At 34.5% G+C, this 20,489-nt stretch carries 19 protein-coding genes; 12 read left to right on the plus strand and 7 right to left on the minus strand.

The genetic code is table 11. From position 1 onward, the window contains the following. The first annotated feature begins 214 nt into the window (after positions 1 to 214). The 3 genes from PBT91_RS04785 (at position 215) to PBT91_RS04795 (ending at position 4,576) form a co-directional block, all read left to right on the plus strand. The gene (locus PBT91_RS04785) at positions 215 to 2,401 is read left to right on the plus strand and encodes a glutamine synthetase III family protein (RefSeq protein ID WP_270060645.1); all 2,187 of its coding nucleotides are present in this window, start codon (positions 215 to 217) and stop codon (positions 2,399 to 2,401) included. Between the two features lie 185 nt (positions 2,402 to 2,586). Beyond that, on the plus strand, positions 2,587 to 3,765 hold the full coding sequence (locus tag PBT91_RS04790; protein WP_270060646.1) for an AIR synthase related protein: 1,179 nt from the start codon (positions 2,587 to 2,589) through the stop codon (positions 3,763 to 3,765). Between the two features lie 121 nt (positions 3,766 to 3,886). Then, the gene (locus tag PBT91_RS04795) at positions 3,887 to 4,576 is read left to right on the plus strand and encodes a hypothetical protein (RefSeq protein ID WP_270060647.1); all 690 of its coding nucleotides are present in this window, start codon (positions 3,887 to 3,889) and stop codon (positions 4,574 to 4,576) included. A gap of 13 nt (positions 4,577 to 4,589) precedes the next feature. On the opposite strand, the gene PBT91_RS04800 is transcribed toward PBT91_RS04795, so the two are convergent. Further along, positions 4,590 to 5,240, minus strand: coding sequence for an ATP-binding cassette domain-containing protein (locus PBT91_RS04800; protein ID WP_270060648.1), 651 nt, complete (start codon positions 5,238 to 5,240; stop codon positions 4,590 to 4,592). Between the two features lie 442 nt (positions 5,241 to 5,682). Here PBT91_RS04800 and prfA point away from each other — a divergent pair, with 442 nt between their 5' ends. The 3 genes from prfA to PBT91_RS04815 are packed head-to-tail and all read left to right on the plus strand — an operon-like array spanning position 5,683 to position 8,412. Continuing rightward, positions 5,683 to 6,759 (plus strand): peptide chain release factor 1, encoded by a 1,077-nt coding sequence (gene prfA / locus PBT91_RS04805; protein WP_270060649.1) that lies wholly within the window; start codon positions 5,683 to 5,685, stop codon positions 6,757 to 6,759. 36 nt (positions 6,760 to 6,795) lie between these two features. Then, positions 6,796 to 7,617 (plus strand): orotidine-5'-phosphate decarboxylase, encoded by an 822-nt coding sequence (gene pyrF / locus PBT91_RS04810; protein ID WP_270060650.1) that lies wholly within the window; start codon positions 6,796 to 6,798, stop codon positions 7,615 to 7,617. Positions 7,618 to 7,620: 3 nt separating this feature from the next. Continuing rightward, positions 7,621 to 8,412, plus strand: coding sequence for an ABC transporter substrate-binding protein (locus tag PBT91_RS04815; protein ID WP_270060651.1), 792 nt, complete (start codon positions 7,621 to 7,623; stop codon positions 8,410 to 8,412). Here the strand turns inward: PBT91_RS04815 and PBT91_RS04820 are convergent. From PBT91_RS04820 to purU, 3 genes are all read right to left on the minus strand, one after another. Beyond that, the gene (locus PBT91_RS04820) at positions 8,370 to 8,573 is read right to left on the minus strand and encodes a Lacal_2735 family protein (RefSeq protein WP_270060652.1); all 204 of its coding nucleotides are present in this window, start codon (positions 8,571 to 8,573) and stop codon (positions 8,370 to 8,372) included. The genes PBT91_RS04815 and PBT91_RS04820 overlap by 43 nt on opposite strands. A 128-nt stretch (positions 8,574 to 8,701) precedes the next feature. Beyond that, entirely contained in the window at positions 8,702 to 9,406 is a 705-nt protein-coding gene (locus PBT91_RS04825) for a DUF4197 domain-containing protein (protein ID WP_270060653.1), read from the minus strand. A gap of 102 nt (positions 9,407 to 9,508) precedes the next feature. Continuing rightward, positions 9,509 to 10,360: a formyltetrahydrofolate deformylase gene (gene purU, locus PBT91_RS04830; RefSeq protein WP_270060654.1), complete on the minus strand. Its 852-nt coding sequence runs from the start codon at positions 10,358 to 10,360 to the stop codon at positions 9,509 to 9,511. A 167-nt stretch (positions 10,361 to 10,527) separates the two neighbouring features. On the opposite strand from purU, the gene PBT91_RS04835 reads away from it, so the two are divergent. Then, positions 10,528 to 13,974 carry a methylmalonyl-CoA mutase family protein gene (locus tag PBT91_RS04835; protein WP_270060655.1) on the plus strand — a complete coding sequence of 1,149 codons (3,447 nt, stop codon included), beginning with the start codon at positions 10,528 to 10,530 and terminating at the stop codon, positions 13,972 to 13,974. Between the two features lie 188 nt (positions 13,975 to 14,162). After that, positions 14,163 to 14,777, plus strand: a complete 615-nt coding sequence (locus tag PBT91_RS04840) for a MarC family protein (protein WP_270061428.1) — start codon at positions 14,163 to 14,165, stop codon at positions 14,775 to 14,777. A gap of 13 nt (positions 14,778 to 14,790) precedes the next feature. On the opposite strand, the gene PBT91_RS04845 is transcribed toward PBT91_RS04840, so the two are convergent. Further along, positions 14,791 to 15,174, minus strand: coding sequence for a hypothetical protein (locus PBT91_RS04845; RefSeq protein ID WP_270060656.1), 384 nt, complete (start codon positions 15,172 to 15,174; stop codon positions 14,791 to 14,793). 118 nt (positions 15,175 to 15,292) lie between these two features. Between PBT91_RS04845 and PBT91_RS04850 the strand changes: the two genes are divergently transcribed. Beyond that, positions 15,293 to 15,742, plus strand: a complete 450-nt coding sequence (locus PBT91_RS04850; RefSeq protein ID WP_270060657.1) for an Lrp/AsnC family transcriptional regulator — start codon at positions 15,293 to 15,295, stop codon at positions 15,740 to 15,742. On the opposite strand, the gene PBT91_RS04855 is transcribed toward PBT91_RS04850, so the two are convergent. Beyond that, positions 15,735 to 16,628, minus strand: coding sequence for a class I SAM-dependent methyltransferase (locus PBT91_RS04855; RefSeq protein WP_270060658.1), 894 nt, complete (start codon positions 16,626 to 16,628; stop codon positions 15,735 to 15,737). The two genes, PBT91_RS04850 and PBT91_RS04855, sit on opposite strands and share 8 nt — an antisense overlap. A 190-nt stretch (positions 16,629 to 16,818) precedes the next feature. Here PBT91_RS04855 and PBT91_RS04860 point away from each other — a divergent pair, with 190 nt between their 5' ends. From PBT91_RS04860 to PBT91_RS04870, 3 genes are all read left to right on the plus strand, one after another. Further along, on the plus strand, positions 16,819 to 17,016 hold the full coding sequence (locus tag PBT91_RS04860; protein ID WP_270060659.1) for a DUF1328 domain-containing protein: 198 nt from the start codon (positions 16,819 to 16,821) through the stop codon (positions 17,014 to 17,016). A 104-nt stretch (positions 17,017 to 17,120) separates the two neighbouring features. Beyond that, complete coding sequence (locus PBT91_RS04865) at positions 17,121 to 18,584, plus strand: hypothetical protein (protein ID WP_270060660.1); 1,464 nt, start codon at positions 17,121 to 17,123, stop codon at positions 18,582 to 18,584. Between the two features lie 6 nt (positions 18,585 to 18,590). Further along, positions 18,591 to 19,202: a DUF1684 domain-containing protein gene (locus PBT91_RS04870; protein WP_270060661.1), complete on the plus strand. Its 612-nt coding sequence runs from the start codon at positions 18,591 to 18,593 to the stop codon at positions 19,200 to 19,202. Positions 19,203 to 19,267: 65 nt separating this feature from the next. On the opposite strand, the gene PBT91_RS04875 is transcribed toward PBT91_RS04870, so the two are convergent. Further along, complete coding sequence (locus tag PBT91_RS04875) at positions 19,268 to 20,380, minus strand: porin (RefSeq protein ID WP_270060662.1); 1,113 nt, start codon at positions 20,378 to 20,380, stop codon at positions 19,268 to 19,270. Between the last annotated feature and the right edge of the window lie 109 nt (positions 20,381 to 20,489).

Below are 20,489 nucleotides of genomic sequence, written 5' to 3' on the forward strand. Positions count from 1 at the left end.
GTTTTTTTAAAAAATTGAACGTATAAGGTTAACAAAAGTATAATTTTTTGATTTAAAAGTGTATTTTTATAGGGGTGATTTGATAATAATTTTCAATTTACAAAATACAGCCCTTATTTTTTAGGGGGTGTATATTATTTAATCTTTTTCAAGGTGTTGTAATGAGAAATATTTAAATTTGGTCGTAATATTTTATTAATCATAATAGCTTAACATGTCAACACTTAGATTTAAGGCAATAGAAGAAACCTTTAACCGAAAATCTGTAAATATCGAAGAGCCAGGAAGACGCTCAGCGGTTTTTGGAAGTAATGTCTTTAATGAGTCGGTTATGAAGCAGTATTTAACCAAAGAAGCATATAATAATGTGATGGATGCTGTGAAAACCGGAGCAAAAATTAACCGAACAGTGGCCGATCATATATCCGCCGGGATGAAAGAATGGTCTATCAATAAAGGAGTTACACACTATACTCACTGGTTTCAGCCTTTAACTGGAGCAACTGCAGAGAAGCATGATGCATTTTTTGAAACTATAGGTGAAGGATTAGCGATAGAAAAATTTGGAGGTGGATCTTTAGTTCAGCAGGAACCAGATGCTTCCAGTTTTCCGAATGGTGGAATAAGAAATACCTTTGAAGCTCGAGGATATACCGCATGGGATCCTACTTCTCCTGCTTTTATTTGGGGTACTACCTTATGTATTCCTACCGTTTTTGTTTCTTATACAGGTGAGGCTTTAGATTATAAAACACCACTTCTTAGAGCATTGCAGGCAGTAGATCAGGCTGCAACAGATGTTGCAAAATATTTTGATAAAAATGTTTCTAAGGTAAATGCCACCTTAGGGTGGGAGCAGGAATATTTTCTTGTAGATTCTGCTTTAGCAGCTACGCGACCAGATATTCAGTTAGCAGGGCGTACCCTTCTAGGACACTCTCCAGCAAAAGGACAGCAATTGGACGATCATTATTTTGGATCTATCCCTTCTCGTGTGCTGGCATATATGAGAGATTTGGAAATTGAATGTATGCGATTAGGAATTCCAGTGAAAACCAGGCATAACGAAGTTGCTCCTAATCAATTTGAATTAGCTCCTATTTTTGAAGAAGCGAATCTTGCGGTAGATCATAATTCATTAATTATGGATGTGATGAATAAGGTTGCCGAGCGTCATCATTTTGTAGTATTAATGCACGAAAAACCATTTGCCGGAATTAACGGTAGTGGTAAACATAATAACTGGTCTTTAGGAACTGATACTGGTGTTAATCTTTTGTCTCCTGGGAAAACTCCTATGAAGAATCTTCAGTTTTTAACCTTCTTCATCAATACAATCAAAGCAGTTTGTGATAACGAAGAGTTATTAAGAGCTTCTATTGCCAGTGCATCAAACGATCACCGTTTAGGAGCCAACGAAGCACCTCCAGCAATTATTTCAGTATTTATTGGTAGTCAGCTAACAGCGGTACTTGATGAACTGGAAAAAGTAACTTCTGGAAAATTATCTCCTCAGGAAAAAACAGAATTAAAACTAAATGTAGTAGGGAAAATTCCAGAAATTCTTTTAGATAATACCGATCGTAACCGTACTTCTTCTTTTGCATTTACAGGGAATAAATTTGAATTCAGAGCCGTAGGATCTACCGCCAACTGTGCAAATCCTATGACAGTTCTTAACGCCATAATGGCTAAACAACTAAAAGACTTTAAAGTTGAGGTTGATAAGCTTATTAAGGATAAGAAAATGAAGAAGGATGATGCTATCTTCAACGTTCTTAGAGAATACATAAAGAAAAGTAAAAAGATAAGATTTGAAGGAGATGGTTATGGAGAAGCCTGGGAGAAAGAAGCCAAAAAGCGTGGTTTAAGCAACAATAAAAGTACTCCAGAAGCATTAAAAGCTCAAATATCCAAAAAAGCAATTAAGCTTTATGAGGAATTAGGAGTGATGAACACGGTAGAAATTGAAGCTCGTCACGAAATCGAATTGGAAGAATACGCAATGCGTATCCAGATTGAAGGCAGAGTGCTGGGTGATATTGCCAGAAATCACGTAATCCCTACAGCAATTAGATACCAAAATGTTCTAATTAAAAACGTTACCGGTCTAAAAAGTATCTATGGTGAAGATTTTAAAAAATATGCTGAAGAGCAATTAGACCTTGTTGAAAAAGTTTCTAACCATATCGCAGTTATTAATAGTAAGGTTAGTGCTATGATCGAAGCTCGAAAAGTAGCCAATAAATACGACGATATACAGAAGAAGGCTGAATCTTATTGTAATGAAGTAAAACCATTCTTTGATGAAATTCGTTACCATTGCGATAAATTAGAATTGCTGGTTGATAACGAAATTTGGCCACTTACTAAATATAGAGAGTTATTGTTTACTCGATAATCGAGCATAAACTTTTAAGGCTGGCCTTGCAATAAGTATCTAGTCATGGGGTCGCCTATAGATGGTTTACGAAACAGGATTAGATAACTTAATCTTAAAAGCTCTGCGTTTCGCAGAGCTTTTTCTTTTTATAAACTTTCTTAAAGAATTTAAAACTGTTTATCTTTGAGGCCTAAACCAAATTCATGAGTCAGGACGTAAGTAAAAGGTATAGTCAGCGTGGTGTTTCAGCAGGTAAAGAAGATGTGCACAACGCTATTAAAAATGTAGATAAAGGACTTTTTCCTAAAGCATTTTGTAAAATAGTTCCCGATTATTTAACTGGTGATGAGGATTACTGTGTGATAATGCATGCCGATGGTGCAGGTACAAAGTCTTCTTTAGCTTACATGTACTGGAAGGAAACCGGAGACCTCTCGGTTTGGAAAGGTATTGCTCAGGATGCACTGATTATGAATATTGACGATTTACTTTGTGTGGGTGCTACCAATAAAATTCTGTTATCTTCAACTATAGGTAGAAATAAAAGCTTAGTACCTGGCGAAGTAATCTCTTCCATTATTAATGGAACTGAAGAGTTAATTGCCGATCTTAAGGAATTTGGTGTAGAAATTCATTCTACCGGCGGAGAAACTGCAGATGTTGGTGATTTAGTAAGAACCATTATTGTAGATTCTACGGTAACTGCAAGAATGAAGCGCAGTGATGTGATCGATAATAAGAATATTGCTCCTGGCGATGTGATTGTTGGTTTAGCTTCTTATGGACAAGCAACTTACGAGAAGGAATATAATGGAGGTATGGGCAGTAATGGCTTAACTTCGGCGCGTCACGACGTTTTTGCTAAGATTTTAGCTGAAAAATATCCTGAAAGTTTTGACGCTTCAATTCCAAGTGATTTGGTATATTCTGGTGGTAAAAAATTAACCGATAAGGTTGAAGGATCTCCGCTTGACGCCGGTAAATTAGTATTATCGCCTACCAGAACGTATGCTCCTGTTATTCAGAAAATATTATCAAAATTCAGTAATAAAGAAATTCACGGTATGGTGCATTGCAGTGGTGGTGCGCAAACCAAAATTCTTCATTTTATAGATAATCTTCATATTATAAAAGACAATCTTTTTGATGTTCCTCCGCTTTTCAAATTAATTCAGCAGGAGAGCAAAACCGATTGGAAAGAAATGTATCAGGTATTTAATATGGGACATCGTATGGAGATCTATGTTAAGCCCGAACATGCCGAAGAAATTATTCAAATTTCTAAATCTTTTAATATCGATGCACAGATTGTTGGAAGGGTAGAAGCTTCAAAGAATAAGTCACTTACCATAAATAGTGAACTTGGAGAATTTAATTACTAATAATTTAATTTTTTACACTAAAAATAAAGATGAATGCCAAAAAAAAATGGCTGTTGCGTTAATTTATTAGCTTTTTCATCTTAATGCTTTTTTTATATTTGCCTCCAAACGAGGCAGATAAATGGAAGAGAATAGAAAGTTTATAACATTATCTATAGTTTTTTGGATAATATTAAATATTTCAACTTTATTAGTTTTTGACGATAATTTTGGGCGTTGGATGCGTTTTACTACTTCTGCATTCTATTTAATTGCGTTAGTTTTTATAAAAACTTTCGATTGGCGGTTATTCTTGGCTTTTTTATTATTTGCTATTTGTGACTTTTCGGTAATCTATTACGAAGATCCGATTTTCAGTACAGCAGCCTTCGTTAGTAGAGGTTTAGCTTTTGTAACCGTGAGTAGTATTGGATTTGTGAAATTAAAGCGATTTCGGATTTCTAAAGTCGAGTTATTGGTTGGGCTTCTTCTAATAGCACTTAATTGTTTCCTATTGTTTGAGTTGGAAAGTATGATGAGTCTTCAAAATCACGAACAACTAGAGCAGCTATCTTTCTATATTTTTGCAGGTATAACAATTATTACGATGATCATTGCGGTATCGTATAATAATAGATACAATAATAAAAAAAGTTTATTTTATTTAGGCACCGTTTTATGGATGATCCTTTCTGATCTTTCTTTTTTTATCGCCTATTATTTAGGTTTTACAGAATTTTATTATCCAGATCGAATATTTAATATTTTGGGATCTGGATTTCTAGCACTATTTGCCACGACCACTTACAAGGAGAAATTAGAATTCTTTTAATCCTAACTAAAAGTTAACTTGTTAGATAACCCCAATCCACTAAATCTGTTCTAGAGTTTACCACTTTGCATTGTTTGTTCTGAAATAAATAAATCTTATCTGAAATATCCAATATCGCTTCGTAACGATGATCTGTAATTATAATCGCTTTTTGTTTTTTTTCTTTTTGAATTATTGCTGAAAGTTTTTCGATCATTAAAGGTGAAAGCTGAGCAAAAGGTTCGTCTAAAAGAACAATATCAACCGCTCTTTTTAAAACTAAGTAGATTTCAATGATTCTTCGCTGCCCGCCAGATAATTCGCGTATTTTCTGTTGCTTTATAGAAATCATTTCTGGAAAAACACTGCAAAAATCGATAAAATCAATATTATAGATTTTAAAGGCTTTTTCTACTTTAATTGTGGGCGGAAGCAAAGGAAACTGTGGGAGCATGGCAACTCTTCCGGTTTTATAAAAGCGCTTCAGGATAGGTTTTTTATCTATACGAAGCAGTTTAGACTTCGGTATTAAGGTTCCAAAGAGAATTTTTAAAAGACTGCTTTTTCCATTTCCGTTTCGACCTAACAATCCGGTTATTTTTCCGGTTTCGGCCTTTATATAAGCCGCTTTAAGAATAGGCTTATCATCAAAATATAACTCAATATTATCAATTTCAAAAATCATATAAAAAAGCTTATAGAAGCACACAGACTAAGAAGCAAAATGTCGGCTAGAACAGCAAAAACAAACAATTGTAATCTACTAAAACCAAGATTATAGTAAAAGATGAGCTCTTTTTTAATAGACGTAAATCGATATAAAAGATAAACAATAAATGCGATAAATATTTTATCTAGAAAAATTACGAATAGCGGATTTCCTATTGCTAAAATTAAAAAATTGAGTAGTATCGACGGAATCAAAAACTTTCGATAAAACTGTAAAAAGACTATAAAATTGTGATACATGAAAATCGTTTGGTGATTGACGATGGTTTTAAAATAATAACGAAAAAAACTTTACTGTCATATTTTTTAAATTAAGAAAAATATCAGGTAAAGTTTAGAGAAGATAAAAGTTCAATCAAATTATTGTAAATTTGCTATATTAAATTCTTAAGAATTGTATGTTAGAGAAGCTGAATATTGTTAAGCAACGTTTTGATGAGGTAAATGATTTGATTATCCAGCCGGATATAATTTCAGATCAAAAACGTTATGTGGAATTAAATAAAGAATATAAAGATCTTAGAGCGCTAATGGACGAGCGTGAAAGATATATTGAACTTACCAATAACCTTAAGGAAGCTGAAGAAATAATTTCAGATGGGAGCGATCCTGAAATGACTGAAATGGCAAAACTTCAGCAAGAGGAAGCTAAAGTAGAACTACCTGCTTTAGAGGAGAAGATAAGAATGATGCTGGTACCTAAAGATCCTGAAGATGCTAAAAACGTTGTTCTTGAAATTAGAGCAGGTACTGGTGGTGATGAGGCTAGTATTTTTGCAGGTGACCTTTATAGAATGTATACTAAATATGTAGAAAGTAAAGGTTGGAGCCATAATATAGTGGATTTTAGTGAAGGAACCAGTGGCGGTTTTAAAGAGATGATCTTTGAAGTTACCGGAGAAGATGTTTACGGCACCATGAAGTTTGAAGCGGGTGTACATCGTGTGCAACGTGTGCCGCAAACCGAAACTCAGGGGCGTGTTCACACCTCTGCAGCAACTGTGATGGTGTTACCTGAAGCTGAAGAGTTTGATGTAGAAATCGATCCTAAAGATGTTCGTATAGATTATTTTTGTTCCTCTGGGCCTGGTGGGCAATCGGTAAACACAACCTATTCTGCGGTGCGTTTAACGCACGAACCAACAGGTTTAGTGGCGCAGTGTCAGGATCAAAAATCTCAGCATAAAAATAAGGAAAAAGCTTTTAGGGTGTTGCGTTCTCGTTTATACGAGATGGAGCTTGCTAAAAAGATGGAAGCCGATGCGGCAAAAAGAAACTCGATGGTTTCCAGTGGAGACCGTAGTGCAAAAATTAGAACCTACAACTACCCGCAAGGTCGTGTAACCGATCACCGTATCAACCTAACACTTTATGATCTATCGAACATCGTAAATGGTGATATACAAAAGATAATTGACGAACTTCGATTAGTCGAGAATACAGAGAAGCTTAAAGAGAACTCAGATATATTTTAATATTCGACATTTTAGTAATGTCCTTAAAAACTAAATATGACTACCCAGGAATTAGTTGAGCAGATTAGAAAAAAAGAATCATTTTTATGTATAGGTCTGGATGTGGATCTTAAAAAAATTCCAACTTATTTGCTTTCCGAAGAAGATCCTATTTTTAGTTTTAATAAAGCAATTATAGATGCCACGCACCGGTTTTGCGTGGCCTATAAACCAAATACCGCATTTTATGAAGCATGCGGCTTAAAGGGCTGGAGTGCATTGGAAAAAACCATCGAATATCTACATGATAATTATCCAGAGATTTATACAATCGCTGATGCTAAACGTGGTGATATCGGGAATACTTCTAAAATGTATGCAAAGACTTTTTTGAAGGATATGGGCTTTGATTCTGTTACTGTAGCTCCTTATATGGGGAAAGACTCAGTAGAACCTTTCTTAGAGTTTGATGATAAGCACACAATTTTATTGGCGTTAACTTCGAACGAAGGAGCCTTCGATTTCCAGACGTTAACAACAGATGGTACAGAGATTTATAAGAAAGTATTAGAAACTTCTAAAACCTGGCAAAATTCAGAAAATTTAATGTACGTAATTGGTGCAACTAAAGCTGAATATCTTGCTGAGGTGCGTAATATTATTCCTGAAAGTTTCCTTCTTGTTCCTGGTGTTGGGGCGCAAGGCGGTAAACTAGAAGATGTTTGTAAATATGGAATGACTAAGGATGTTGGTCTTTTAGTTAACAGCTCACGTAAGATTATTTACGCCTCTACCAATAATAATTTTGCTGAAGTTGCGGCAGCGAAAGCCGAAATTTTACAACAGCAGATGGCTGAAGAATTAAAGAAATTTGAATAAAAAATGGTCATTTTCGATCATTTGGGCCGAAAATTATTTTTAAAAGATACTCCCAGGCGTATTATATCTTTGGTACCTAGCCAAACTGAGCTTATTATAGACCTTGGTTTAAAAGAATCTTTACAGGGAATCACTAAGTTTTGTGTTCATCCAAAAGAGCTTCGAAAAGAAAAAAAAATTGTTGGAGGCACAAAAACAATTCATCTAGATAGGATTAGAGCTCTACGACCAGATATAATTCTTTGCAATAAAGAGGAAAATACAAAAGAAATGGTCGCAACTTTAGAGAAGATTGCTCCTGTTCATGTATCTGATGTTTCGAGTATATCTCAATCGCTTCAACTAATAGTCGATTATGGTGAACTATTCAATGTAGAAGAGGAAGCTGAATCTTTGGTGAGTAAGATTGAAAATAAATTAAAAAATCTTTCAGAAAAACTTCAAGATAAAAAATGGGAGTCCTGCGTATATCTAATTTGGAAAGATCCCTACATGGCCGCAGGAAGCGATACCTTTATAAATGAATTACTATTACTTAATAAACTGAAGAATAAAATCTTACAAACGAGATACCCTGAAGTTAGTTTAGCACAGTTAGAATCGTATTCACCAGATTTGCTTTTGCTGTCTAGCGAACCTTATCCTTTTAAAGATAATCATGTAGAAGATTTAAAAAATAATGGTTTTAACGCTATAAATGTAGATGGAGAATACTTTAGCTGGTATGGCTCTAGATTAGAAAAGGCTATAGATTATTTTAATGATTCGGTAGCCCAATTTTCAACCTCCAAATAATGCATTCTTCTTAATTCCTGTAATATTTTCTTTGCTTTAGCATTTATTTTATCACTACGATCTTTGTCTACAAGCGCAAGCTTATAAGCTTTATGCATTAATTGCGTGTATTTAGCACACATGCATTCTTCCTTCGATTTTTGTCTAAGTATTCTAAACATTCTCCTAAGTTTCTCCATCAATAGCACAAAGATACAAGGAGGTTGTTTTAAGAATTATTAATTACCAGTTAATGTTAATTTAAAGTTTAGGATAAGTTTACCGAAACTGTTAAATAAATTTTGACTCCCTAGTCTTGTAGTGAAAATACGCGTTTTAGTAAGTTAGTGGTTCTTGCAGAAAGATCGGTACGAATATCCTTTTCTTCTACTGCAATCATTGTGTAAACACCTTCCAATGCCTGTGAAGTAACGTAATCTGCAAGATCTGGGTTTACATTTCTGGTAAGGGGGATACTGTTATATTTTTCGATAATTGTGCTCCAGATTGAAATGGCTCCTACTTTTTCTAAAGAATTAGTTATTACAGGATTAAATTTGCCGTATAGTTGCGTTTTTGTTTTACCCACTAAATATTGGGTAGCCGCATCTTCTTGACCAAGAAGAATAGTGCGGGCATCATTAAAAGTTATACCTTTTACTGCATCAACAAAAATAGGAGTTGCCTCTTTTACAGCATCTTCGGCAGCGCGATTTAAAACCTTTAATCCTTGATCTGCCAAATTTCCTAAACCAACATCTCTTAGAGTTTTATCTACTTTTTGTAATTCTGGCGGAAGCGCAATTTTAACTAGTTCATTTTTAAAAAAGCCATCTTCCTGCGTTAGTTTAGTTACCTGCTTATCGATCCCAAAGTCTAGAGCTTGTCGTAATCCAGAAGCAATTTCGTTATTAGTAACACCATAACCACTTTGTGGTAGCTGATTTGCAATATTTTGAAGTTCAGAACAGGATAGTAAAGTAAATACTATAAATATGCTAACTATTTTTTTCATGAAGTATTTTTTGCAAATATAGTTTTTAAAGATTACTATAAAATTATTTAATTTTTGAGTGTGCAATAAATGATCTCGCTGCTTAAAATAAAAATTTAGTCCTTACGTAAATATGATCGTCTTATTATTAAAAACCATCGTTTTTCGTTGAATATGAAGTTTTATCCCGCGGCTAAAAACAATCTTTTCTAAATCTCGACCTTTTAATATCAAATCCTTAATGGAGTGCGAATGCGAAATGCGAGCAATATCCTGTTCGATAATTGGTCCGGCATCAAGTTCTGCCGTAACATAATGGCAAGTAGCACCAATAATCTTTACTCCGCGCTTATAAGCAGAATGATAAGGTTTTGCCCCAGCAAAAGCAGGTAAAAATGAATGATGAATATTTATAATATTGTTGGGATATTCACTAATTAATTGATCTGAAATAATTTGCATATAACGCGCAAGGACGATAAAATCGATCTCAAATTGCTGCAAAAGTTCCAATTGTTTTGCTTCAGTCTGGGCCTTCGTGGTTTTAGTAACCGGTACATGATAAAAAGGAATTTCAAAAGCTTTTGCTATGGGAGCCAGATCGGTATGGTTACTTAAAATAAAAGGAATTTCAACATTTAATTCTCCAGCCCTGTATCTCCCTAAAATATCATAGAGACAATGATCGTATTTAGAAACAAAAATTGCCATTTTCAGGATACGTTCTTCAGCAAAAAGCTTCCAATTCATATTATAAATTTCGGCAATCTCTTTTCCAAATTCTCTTCTTAATTCAGTAATATCAAATTCCGTATAAAATTCATTTTCTAAACGCATAAAGAATATACCATTTTCGGTGTCCACATATTGATCGATGTAAACGATATTCCCTTTTCTTGCGTGAAAAAAATTAGTAACCGTTGCGATTATTCCGCTTTTATCTTTACAATTAATAAGTAAAGTAACCTTCGCCATAATTTCAATATTAAAGGCCCTAAAATCCAAAGCCTGATAAATAATAAAATTACCTTAATCACTTTAATTGGACTAATATGAATTCAGTTTTGTGCTTTTTTCATAATAATCAAAAAATATTTACAATTTTCGTAAATTGCAGCTTGTAAATTAAGACTTTATTGAAAATGGAACAACAATCCCCCTATATCCCTAAGCATAAAATAAGAATTGTAACTGCCGCTTCGCTGTTCGACGGTCATGATGCAGCCATAAACATTATGCGTAGGATTATTCAGGCTACAGGAGTAGAGGTAATTCACCTGGGGCATGATAGAAGTGTAGAAGAGGTGGTGAATTGTGCAATTCAGGAAGATGCGCATGCCATTGCCATGACGAGCTACCAAGGTGGGCATACCGAGTATTTTAAATATATGTATGATTTATTGCAGGAAAAAAATGCTGCCCAGATTAAGATTTTTGGTGGTGGAGGTGGAGTAATTCTTCCTGAAGAAATTAAAGAATTACAGGAATACGGAATTACTCGAATTTATGCTCCAGACGATGGTCGTGAACTTGGTTTACAAGGAATGATTAATAATTTGGTACAAACGGTAGATACTGAAGTGCCATCACTTTCTGAAACTATTGATGTAGCTGAAAGTTTAAAATCGAAAAATAGTAACACAATTTCTCGTTTAATTTCTTTGGCTGAAAATAAGCATGATGAATTTATGACACATTTTGAAGCGATTCCTAAAACCAAAAAAAATATTCCAGTGTTAGGAATTACCGGTACAGGTGGTGCCGGAAAATCGAGCTTGGTCGACGAGTTGGTTCGTCGCTTTTTAAGCGATTTTCCTGACAAACATATTGGTATTGTATCGGTAGATCCTTCTAAAAAGAAAACTGGTGGCGCTTTGCTTGGGGATCGTATAAGAATGAATGCTATCAACCATCCGAATGTGTATATGCGTTCTTTAGCCACTCGGCAAAGTAATTTAGCATTGTCTAAATATGTTCAGGAAGCTGTTGAAGTTTTGAAAAAAGCTGAATACGATCTTATTGTATTGGAAACTTCAGGAATTGGTCAATCTGATACCGAAATTATCGATCATTCAGATGTCTCTTTATATGTAATGACGCCTGAATTTGGTGCGGCAACGCAGTTAGAGAAGATCGATATGTTAGATTTTGCAGATCTTGTTGCGATTAATAAATTCGATAAGCGTGGCGCACAGGATGCCTTGCGCGATGTAAAAAAACAATACCAGCGAAATCATCAATTATGGCATGAAGATGCTGAAAAACTTCCTGTGTTTGGTACAATCGCTTCGCAATTTAACGATCCCGGTATGAATACCTTATACCGGAAGATTATGGATACTATTGATGAAAAAACAGCTTCAAAATTAAAATCTACTTTTGAAGTGACTCGCGAAATGAGCGAGAAGATCTTTGTAATTCCGCCAAAACGAACACGATATCTTTCTGAAATTGCCGATAATAATCGATTATACAATGAAACTGCGGTAAAGCAAGCTGATATTGCACAAAAACTTTACGGTATTTATAAAACGATATTGAGTGTTGCTAATATTTCCGAAGAAAAATATAATACGCATTTAGATAAAAACGGAATTTTACAAGAAGAATTTTTAGATGACCATCAAACTGAAAATCATGAATTTTTAGGTTTATTATTTAAAGAGTTCGATCGTGTAAAAATGGATTTAGATCCGTATAACTGGGAAGTTATTCTTGGATGGCAGGAGAAAGTAAATAAATACGTAAATCCAATTTATTCGTTTAAAGTACGCGATAAAGAAATTAAGATAGAAACGCATACCGAGTCACTTTCACATACTCAGATTCCTAAAGTTGCTTTGCCAAAATATTCGGCTTGGGGCGATATTTTACAATGGAGTTTGCAAGAAAATGTACCGGGAGAATTTCCGTATACTTCAGGATTATATCCATTTAAACGACAGGGAGAAGATCCTACCCGAATGTTTGCCGGGGAAGGTGGGCCAGAGCGAACCAATAGAAGGTTTCATTATGTAAGTTTAGGTTTGCCCGCGAAGCGTTTATCTACTGCTTTCGATTCGGTTACGCTTTACGGGAACGATCCCGATCACCGACCAGATATTTATGGAAAAATCGGGAATGCCGGAGTGTCGATTTGCTGTTTAGATGATGCTAAAAAACTGTATTCTGGTTTCGATTTAGCGCATCCGTATACTTCAGTGAGTATGACGATTAATGGGCCAGCGCCGATGTTGCTCGGATTTTTTATGAATGCGGCGATCGATCAGCAATGTGAGAAATATATAAAAGAAAATGGTCTGGAAGCTCAAGTTGAAGCTAAATTAAAAGAGCTTTACGACGATAACAATATCGAACGACCAACCTATAAAGGAGAATTGCCTGAAGGGAATGACGGTTTAGGCTTACTATTATTAGGAGTAACCGGCGATCAAGTTCTTCCGCAGGAAATTTATCAGGAAATTAAAATTAATACCCTGGCATCGGTGCGTGGTACGGTTCAGGCCGATATTTTAAAAGAAGATCAGGCGCAAAATACCTGTATTTTCTCTACGGAATACGCTTTGCGCTTAATGGGCGATGTGCAGGAATATTTCATTAAAGAAAAAGTTCGTAATTTTTATTCCGTTTCGATTTCAGGATATCATATTGCTGAAGCAGGAGCAAATCCAATTACACAACTTGCTTTTACCTTAGCGAATGGTTTTACGTATGTAGAATATTACTTAAGCCGTGGCATGGATATCAATAAATTCGGGCCTAATTTATCGTTTTTCTTTAGTAACGGTGTAGATCCCGAATATGCAGTGATTGGTCGTGTAGCAAGAAAAATCTGGTCTAAAGCTTTGAAAAATAAGTACGAAGCCAACCCTAGAGCGCAAATGCTGAAATATCATATCCAGACTTCCGGGCGATCTTTGCATGCTCAGGAAATCGATTTTAATGATATAAGGACAACGCTTCAGGCACTTTATGCGATTTACGATAACTGTAATTCGTTACACACCAATGCTTATGATGAAGCGATTACGACACCAACTGAAGCTTCGGTAAGACGTGCTATGGCAATTCAGCTAATTATCAATAAAGAATTAGGTTTAGCCAAAAACGAAAATCCGATTCAAGGTTCATTCATTATCGAAGAATTAACCGATTTGGTTGAAGAAGCGGTGTATGCTGAATTTGATAGAATTACCGAGAGAGGAGGAGTGCTTGGTGCAATGGAAACCATGTATCAGCGGGGGCAAATTCAAGAAGAAAGTTTGTATTATGAAACCTTGAAGCATAATGGAGATTATCCAATTATTGGTGTAAATACCTTTTTAAGTTCTACAGGATCGCCAACGGTAACACCGGGTGAGGTGATTAGAGCTACTGAAGATGAAAAACAAAATCAGATTAAAACTTTAGAAACCTTACATAAAGCGAAAGAAACCAGAGCCGAAGAAGCTTTAGAAACAATCAAAAAAGCCGCTGTGCAAAATGAGAATATCTTTGAGGTTTTAATGGAAGCGACCAAAGTTTGTAGTCTTGGGCAAATCACAAATGCTATGTTTGAAGTTGGCGGCCAATACCGCAGAAATATGTAAGCTTGAATAACGAAAAAAAATCAATATTATTACCGGATTAAACTTATTGAAAATCAGTCTTAAAAATCATTTTTTTTCATATTGAAAAAAGATGATTTTTTTGTTTGTAAATCGATAATTCCAATCTACTTTTGCCGGCTTTTTGGAAAGGATTTTTAATATTAATTTTTTTAAAACAACTTGTAGTGATAGAGAATGTTTGGTTATTTGCAATTGCGGTTTTTACCGGTTTTTTTGCAATCAATAGCCCACTTGGTAACATACCTGTTTTTATAAGTTTAACGAAGCAGGCCGATCGTAAAACACGTAAAAAGATTTCAAAAAAAGCCACGATTACGGCTTTTATCATAGTTTCTGGCTTTGTAATTTTAGGTAAATATATCTTTAGCCTTTTTGGCTTAACAATTCCGGCCTTTAAAATTACGGGAGGCTTACTTATTTTCTTTGTAGGCTTCGAAATGATTAGAGCTCAAGAATCCAGTATTGATAACCAAACAGAGGTAAACTTTAACGAAGGTATTTCTACTTCTCCGTTAGCAATTCCGATTTTGGCTGGTCCTGGATCTATTGTAACCGCAATGAACTATACGACAAACGCAGATTATCTAGAATTGCTTGTAATTTTAGTAATGTTCGGGCTTATTATGTGGTTAAATCATCTTGCGTTTTTATCTAGTGACTATTTGGTACGTTATATTGGTCAAAACAAGATTATAGTGGTAGAAAAGATTATGGGACTTATTATTGCAATTATTGGTACTAATATGCTTATTGAAGGTATTAAATTGGCCTTTTTTGAATAATTTTTAAGTAATATTATTTGTGCTCCTGGTGTAACCAATCTGAAACTAAATGCTCAAAATGATGAATTTCTTTTCGAAGTAAATCTAAAAATTCGGTTTCTTTAATACCGGTAATCTCAATACTGCGGCAATTAGATTTAATTCTTTTTGCCGCATTTTTTATTCGTTCTATACGTTTTTTCTTTACCTCAATAGTTCGCGCCGTTATTACTCCGGCTATACCTGGTGCTAGCTGTAGCGATTCTGTAACTAATCTTCCTGCATAGTTATGAGCCGGAATTGAAGAAATTTCCATTTCCAGAACGTGACTATTGTTAGAAAAATAGGAAGAAACTGCACTTGATAATTTAAAAATTTCAAGCGCTTTTTGATAAACGGGCAGCTGGTAAGCATTCATAATTCGGGAATTTCTACTATAAAATTACCGAGAATTCGACTAATCTATATTTGAATATTAAAGCCAAATTTATAATTTACCTTATATTTTAAATATATTTGCTTAAAATGCTTTAAATATGAATGTAGATAAATTGAATTGGGCTATTCTCGATTTACTTCAGCAGAACGCTAGATATTCGTTTTCTGAAATTGGTAGAAAAGTAGGTTTAAGCTCGCCCGCAGTAGCCGAGCGTGTTAAGAAAATGGAAGATGCCGGCGTGATCAAAGGTTATAAAACCGAAGTTTCTTACCAAAAAACAGGACATCATTTAAAAGCGATTATTACGTTGCGTGCTTTTATGGGTAGACTAAAACCTTTTTTAGAAAAAGTAACCGAGTTTAAAGAAGTAATTAATTGCTACCGAATTACAGGTAATGAGAATATTATAATGGAAGTAATATTCCTGGATCAGGGGCATTTAGAAGTTTTTATCGATAAGCTAATCACTTACGGAGAGACCAAAACCCATATTATTTTATCTAATGTGATTGAACACGCACCAGTAAGAAACCGGAATATTACTTAATTCCGCTTACAAGATACATTAAAGAACCTCCGGCAGCATGATATTGCTCTCTTTGCACGGCTCCCATAATGTGATCTGATCTAGTGTCGTATTTTTCCTGATATTCAAAATAAAAAGGCATATATTCTTCTCCGGCAGCATTAAAATAATCGATGTCTTTTCGAGTGTTAGATTTCCAGGCGCTGCCCTGCATCCATTGTTTTAGCGTAGCAATTTGCTCTTTATTATCATAAGGTGGATACATCGCTATTGCTTTGTCTGATAAACGTACCTGAATATCCTTCATGGTTTCCATAGCAAACCAACCGGGCAACAAATCTCCCAAAGAGTTATCTCCTTCTCCCAGTTTCTTCTTTCCTTTTTCGATAATCAGTCGGTATTTTATATGATCTAAAGTTTCATCGATACTGTCGTTTTGCGAAATGGAGTTTTTAGTAAGCGTTTGTACGATATTATTTGGCTCTACGCAAAGTAGTAATCCATTTGGCTTTAGTACACGACTCATTTCGCTTAAAGCCTTTTTTGGATTTTTAAGATGAATCAAAACGGTTTGGCAGGTTACCAGATCAAAAGTTTCATCGTCAAAAGGAATGTCCTCGGCATCTCCTTTCTTCAAACTAAAATCAATTTGAGATATACTGAAGTAATGTTCTAATTCCATATTACTTTTAAACCAGTTCTCATCATTATCTATGGCAGTAATTTTTGCTTCTGCGGCTAAATAAGGAGCTAATGTTTTAGTCCAATGACCCTGTCCGCATCCAACATCCAACATATTAGAATAGTTATTTAATTCTAATCGTTTTGCCGTAAGATCAAGAAAGCTTTTGTTCCACCAAAAATCGCGATATGATCCAAAATAATTATGAGAGTGTCCTTGTTGCAATATGATAATTTTAGTCTTGCAAATATACTTTAGAGTTCAGTTTCTCACAAAGCCGAATTTAGCATTTTAATGTCTTTAATTTTGCAATGTTAAATTATTGTGTAGCATTAGTTAAATTTAGGCGAATTGAATTTTTTTTAATAAAATGTTTATCATTCTGGTTGTATCTTTGAACAAATAAAAAATTGTTATGAAAAAGTATACAGTGTTGTTTTTAGTTCTTGCCATTACTACTGGATTAGTAGGTTTTACAGGACTACGATTTACGGGGATTGAAGTTATACGTGTTGTTTGCTTAATTACTGCCGACCTTTTCGTAATTTCTTTGCTTTCAGAAATGTTTTTCCCCAATAAGAAATTAAAACTTCAACGAGTTAAAAAGAGATAAAATACAATAGTTTTAAAGAGAATTTAGGCTTTCACTTTAGTGAAAGCTTTTTTTATGCATTAAATTTAAAACATACTATATTTACTAGAATTAAATATGCACCTATGTATTTTAGAAAAACCATATTAGTTTTTTTTAGCTTCTTTTTTTCTGCGGTGATGAGTGCGCAGGAGATTAGACTGAAAAAAGGAGATGTTACCGATAATATAAAATTAAATGATTCTATAGAAGAAACCTATGCTGTTTACCTTCCACAGAATTATGATGCTAAAAATCCACCTGCGGTAATTTTTATTTTAGATCCAGATGGAGATGGTAAGCAATCTATTCAATTATTTCGAAAAACAGCTGAAGAGCAATCTTACGTGATCGCTTCAAGTAATAGAAAGATCGATGCTGCTTCCGTAGAAAATAATATAAAGCAGGTGCTTGAATTTATGAATGGATTTTTTAGGACTGTACCGGTAGATCCTAATTCTTTATATGTAGCAGGTTTTAATGAAGCCGGCCAGATTGCTTCGGCTTTGCCTTTGGTAAATGAAAGAGTTACTGGAGTTTTAGCGATTAACAATGCCTGGATCAATCCAGAATTTGCTGAAAATAGAAAAATACCATATACTTTTTCAGCAATTGTTGGAACTAAAGATTACACCCGCTATGCTATAGAAGATATTATTGATTTTTTGGATGATGAAAATTTCCCTTCAGAAATTAATTATTTTGAAGACGGTCCTGAAAGCTGGCCAGATACCAATACGATTTATAATGCTGTTGCAAGTTTTACACTGAATGCCATTAAAGAAGGAAAACGCCAAAAAGACACTACTTTGGTAAATAGCATTTTTGAAAATGAAGTTGCTGCGATTGAAGCTTTGCGCAGAGAACGTTCTTATTATACCGCATGGCTACAGCTTAAAAAAGCAGAAGATAAATTTGATGACTACGATCGTTTTGATGATCAATTAAAAGAATTAAAGAAAAGTATTAGGAAAAATAAAGCATTTAAGCAGCAGCGCCGAAATTGGTATACTTTAAAAGAAGAAGAGATGCTGCAACGTGACGATTACACCTATTTTTTAGAGACTGACGTATTTACCGCAAATTTTGAAAATATAGGTTGGTGGGCATCTCAGTTGGATAATCTTAAAGAAGGAAAGTCTAATAATGATTTATTAGAACGGAATAAAGCTTTTCGACTAGAAGGTTACTTAAAAGCGATCGTCAGTAATGCCTATAAAGATTTAATTTCTTCTAAAGCTAGTTTAGATCTAAAAATTTACATTTCGATATTAGCGACAATTGTTGAAAAGGAAAATCCTGAAGGTTATTTAAGTATTATAAAGTTAGCAGGGCACGATGGCGATTATCAAACTGCCATTTTATATCTGGAAGATTTATTAAAAACAGGCTACGATGATTATCAAAAGCTTTATGAACTTGAAGGAATTCTTGATCTTCAGATGAGTAATGAGTTTAATCAGCTTATTGAAAAATATGGTGGAACTGCGAAGTATCTTGTTTTTGATACAGAAGATCAGTCGGAAGAAAATTCAACGGAGCAAAATTAATATTCGATGAAAAAGCTGGTATTAATTTTTATTTTATTCGGCACTATTTTTTCTAGTTTCAGCCAAGAAAAAAATGAAGATCCTGTTGATAAGATAAAAGAATTTCAGGAACAATTAAATGAAGAATACCTTAACCCTAAAGAGTCGCCTTTATCTGAAGAAGAGCGTTTAACGTTCAAAGGACATAGGTTTTATGAAGTCGATACCTCATTTATAGTTGAAGCAGCGTTTGTAAGAACAGCTCTTGAGTCTCCTTTCAGAATGCAAACATCATCTGATCGTCGACCAATGTATGTAAAGTATGCCGATTTATATTTTACACTGAAGGGTAAAGAATTAAAACTAGCTGTTTACCAAAGTCAAACTTTAAAGGAAGACCCTAAATATTTTGATTATCTATTTTTGCCTTTTACTGATGATACCAACGGAAAGGGTTCTTATGCTGGAGGAAGGTATATAGACTTAAAAATCCCTAAAGAAGGAACTAAAAAAATAATATTAGATTTTAATAAAGCTTATAATCCATACTGCGCTTACAGCGGAGGATATTCCTGTCCTGTTCCTCCTGCTGAGAATCATCTTGATTTGAAGATCTCAGCAGGAGTAAAGGCTTATTAAGCAATGACAGGGTGCACATTAATATGCATTAGTAAATTGGTTAGTTAATTGTTAATTTTTGATCGTTAGAATGAATAAATCGCTGCAATTAAAAAAGATGATAAATTATCCTGTGGCATAAGATCAGAATCTACAAATGGTTCAGCACCATCTACGCTATCTAATCTTAATTCAGGTTTTACAATTAAATTTCCGTAAGTATAGCTTCCAGTTAAAGTGAATGCAGTCGTAGTTGCATCTTCTGCGTAAACCACTCCGCCATCTTCTAATTCATTAAAATATTCAGCTCTAAGCCCCAGTCCAAAATTCTCTGTAAGGGAAATCTGTGGATAAATTGCGGCGCCTGCAAAACCTGCACCGTCTGTTGTTTGGTAAGAACCATTAAAACCTAAATAGAATGTATCACTCAAGTCCCAACCTGTAGTAAGATCTATTTGAAACAATGCATCATCAGCCATTGTTTGTTCTCCGTAAATTAAATTAAGGTAGGCGCTACCGGCATCGTTCGAATAACCTAACTGACCTCCAAAAGAATATTTTCCTATTGGATTATATTCTGTATAATCTGTTGGATTCATCACTGCTAACATAGCACTCCAATTTTCATCTATGGTGAAATCTGCTTTTAAACCAGTATGAGAAAACGGCCCATAAGAGAATAAATAAGAGGTTGAATAGTTGAAGTTAGCTGCGGGAGAAATTACTTCGTAACCAAGAAAGGTATTAAAGTTACCCAAAGTTAATCTAACATTATCACTTACATTGTAGTACATATATAATTGGTTGATAATGTTCGAAGATCTATAAAAATCTCCTGCTTGTGGAGAATTAAATACCGCATCGGCTCCTCTTGGGCCATAAACAAGATCGGCTACAAAACCCACTTTTTCTCCCTCATAACCAATAATAACGTTGGCCATACCTAAAGCAAATCCTGGTAAATTTGCGAAAGAAGAACCCGGTGCGGTACCAAGAAATTCTTCACCAGCATCATTTACATCTTCTTTATTAAGGCCATTAAAGTTAGCTCGGTAATAAGCATCTACAGTACCTGAAATACTGATTTTTGATAAAAAACTTTCCTCTTCTTCTTCCTGAGCCTGTACATCTACATTTAGTACGGCTACCATTGATAATACTAGAAAAAGTCGGATATTTGCAAAATTGAATTTTGACATGTTTACATGAATTAGTTTGTTCGACAAAAAATGAATTAATAGTAAGCAGAAAGAAAAATTCTTAAAACGGGAGCACTCCGCCAAGTGCTCCTTTTTTATTTTTCAGTCT

Source organism: Zunongwangia sp. HGR-M22 (assembly GCF_027594425.1).
Classification (GTDB): domain Bacteria; phylum Bacteroidota; class Bacteroidia; order Flavobacteriales; family Flavobacteriaceae; genus Zunongwangia.

Excerpts from the sequence above, each read along its gene's own strand:
- PBT91_RS04815 (WP_270060651.1), top strand. The coding sequence starts at position 7,621 with ATGGTCATTTTCGATCATTTGGGCCGAAAATTATTTTTAAAAGATACT.
- PBT91_RS04825 (WP_270060653.1), bottom strand. The coding sequence starts at position 9,406 with ATGAAAAAAATAGTTAGCATATTTATAGTATTTACTTTACTATCCTGT.
- PBT91_RS04845 (WP_270060656.1), bottom strand. The coding sequence starts at position 15,174 with ATGAATGCTTACCAGCTGCCCGTTTATCAAAAAGCGCTTGAAATTTTT.
- PBT91_RS04785 (WP_270060645.1), top strand. The coding sequence starts at position 215 with ATGTCAACACTTAGATTTAAGGCAATAGAAGAAACCTTTAACCGAAAA.
- PBT91_RS04865 (WP_270060660.1), top strand. The coding sequence starts at position 17,121 with ATGTATTTTAGAAAAACCATATTAGTTTTTTTTAGCTTCTTTTTTTCT.
- PBT91_RS04795 (WP_270060647.1), top strand. The coding sequence starts at position 3,887 with ATGGAAGAGAATAGAAAGTTTATAACATTATCTATAGTTTTTTGGATA.
- pyrF (WP_270060650.1), top strand. The coding sequence starts at position 6,796 with ATGACTACCCAGGAATTAGTTGAGCAGATTAGAAAAAAAGAATCATTT.
- PBT91_RS04820 (WP_270060652.1), bottom strand. The coding sequence starts at position 8,573 with ATGTTTAGAATACTTAGACAAAAATCGAAGGAAGAATGCATGTGTGCT.
- prfA (WP_270060649.1), top strand. The coding sequence starts at position 5,683 with ATGTTAGAGAAGCTGAATATTGTTAAGCAACGTTTTGATGAGGTAAAT.
- PBT91_RS04875 (WP_270060662.1), bottom strand. The coding sequence starts at position 20,380 with ATGTCAAAATTCAATTTTGCAAATATCCGACTTTTTCTAGTATTATCA.
- PBT91_RS04835 (WP_270060655.1), top strand. The coding sequence starts at position 10,528 with ATGGAACAACAATCCCCCTATATCCCTAAGCATAAAATAAGAATTGTA.
- PBT91_RS04860 (WP_270060659.1), top strand. The coding sequence starts at position 16,819 with ATGAAAAAGTATACAGTGTTGTTTTTAGTTCTTGCCATTACTACTGGA.
- PBT91_RS04850 (WP_270060657.1), top strand. The coding sequence starts at position 15,293 with ATGAATGTAGATAAATTGAATTGGGCTATTCTCGATTTACTTCAGCAG.
- PBT91_RS04790 (WP_270060646.1), top strand. The coding sequence starts at position 2,587 with ATGAGTCAGGACGTAAGTAAAAGGTATAGTCAGCGTGGTGTTTCAGCA.
- purU (WP_270060654.1), bottom strand. The coding sequence starts at position 10,360 with ATGGCGAAGGTTACTTTACTTATTAATTGTAAAGATAAAAGCGGAATA.
- PBT91_RS04800 (WP_270060648.1), bottom strand. The coding sequence starts at position 5,240 with ATGATTTTTGAAATTGATAATATTGAGTTATATTTTGATGATAAGCCT.
- PBT91_RS04870 (WP_270060661.1), top strand. The coding sequence starts at position 18,591 with ATGAAAAAGCTGGTATTAATTTTTATTTTATTCGGCACTATTTTTTCT.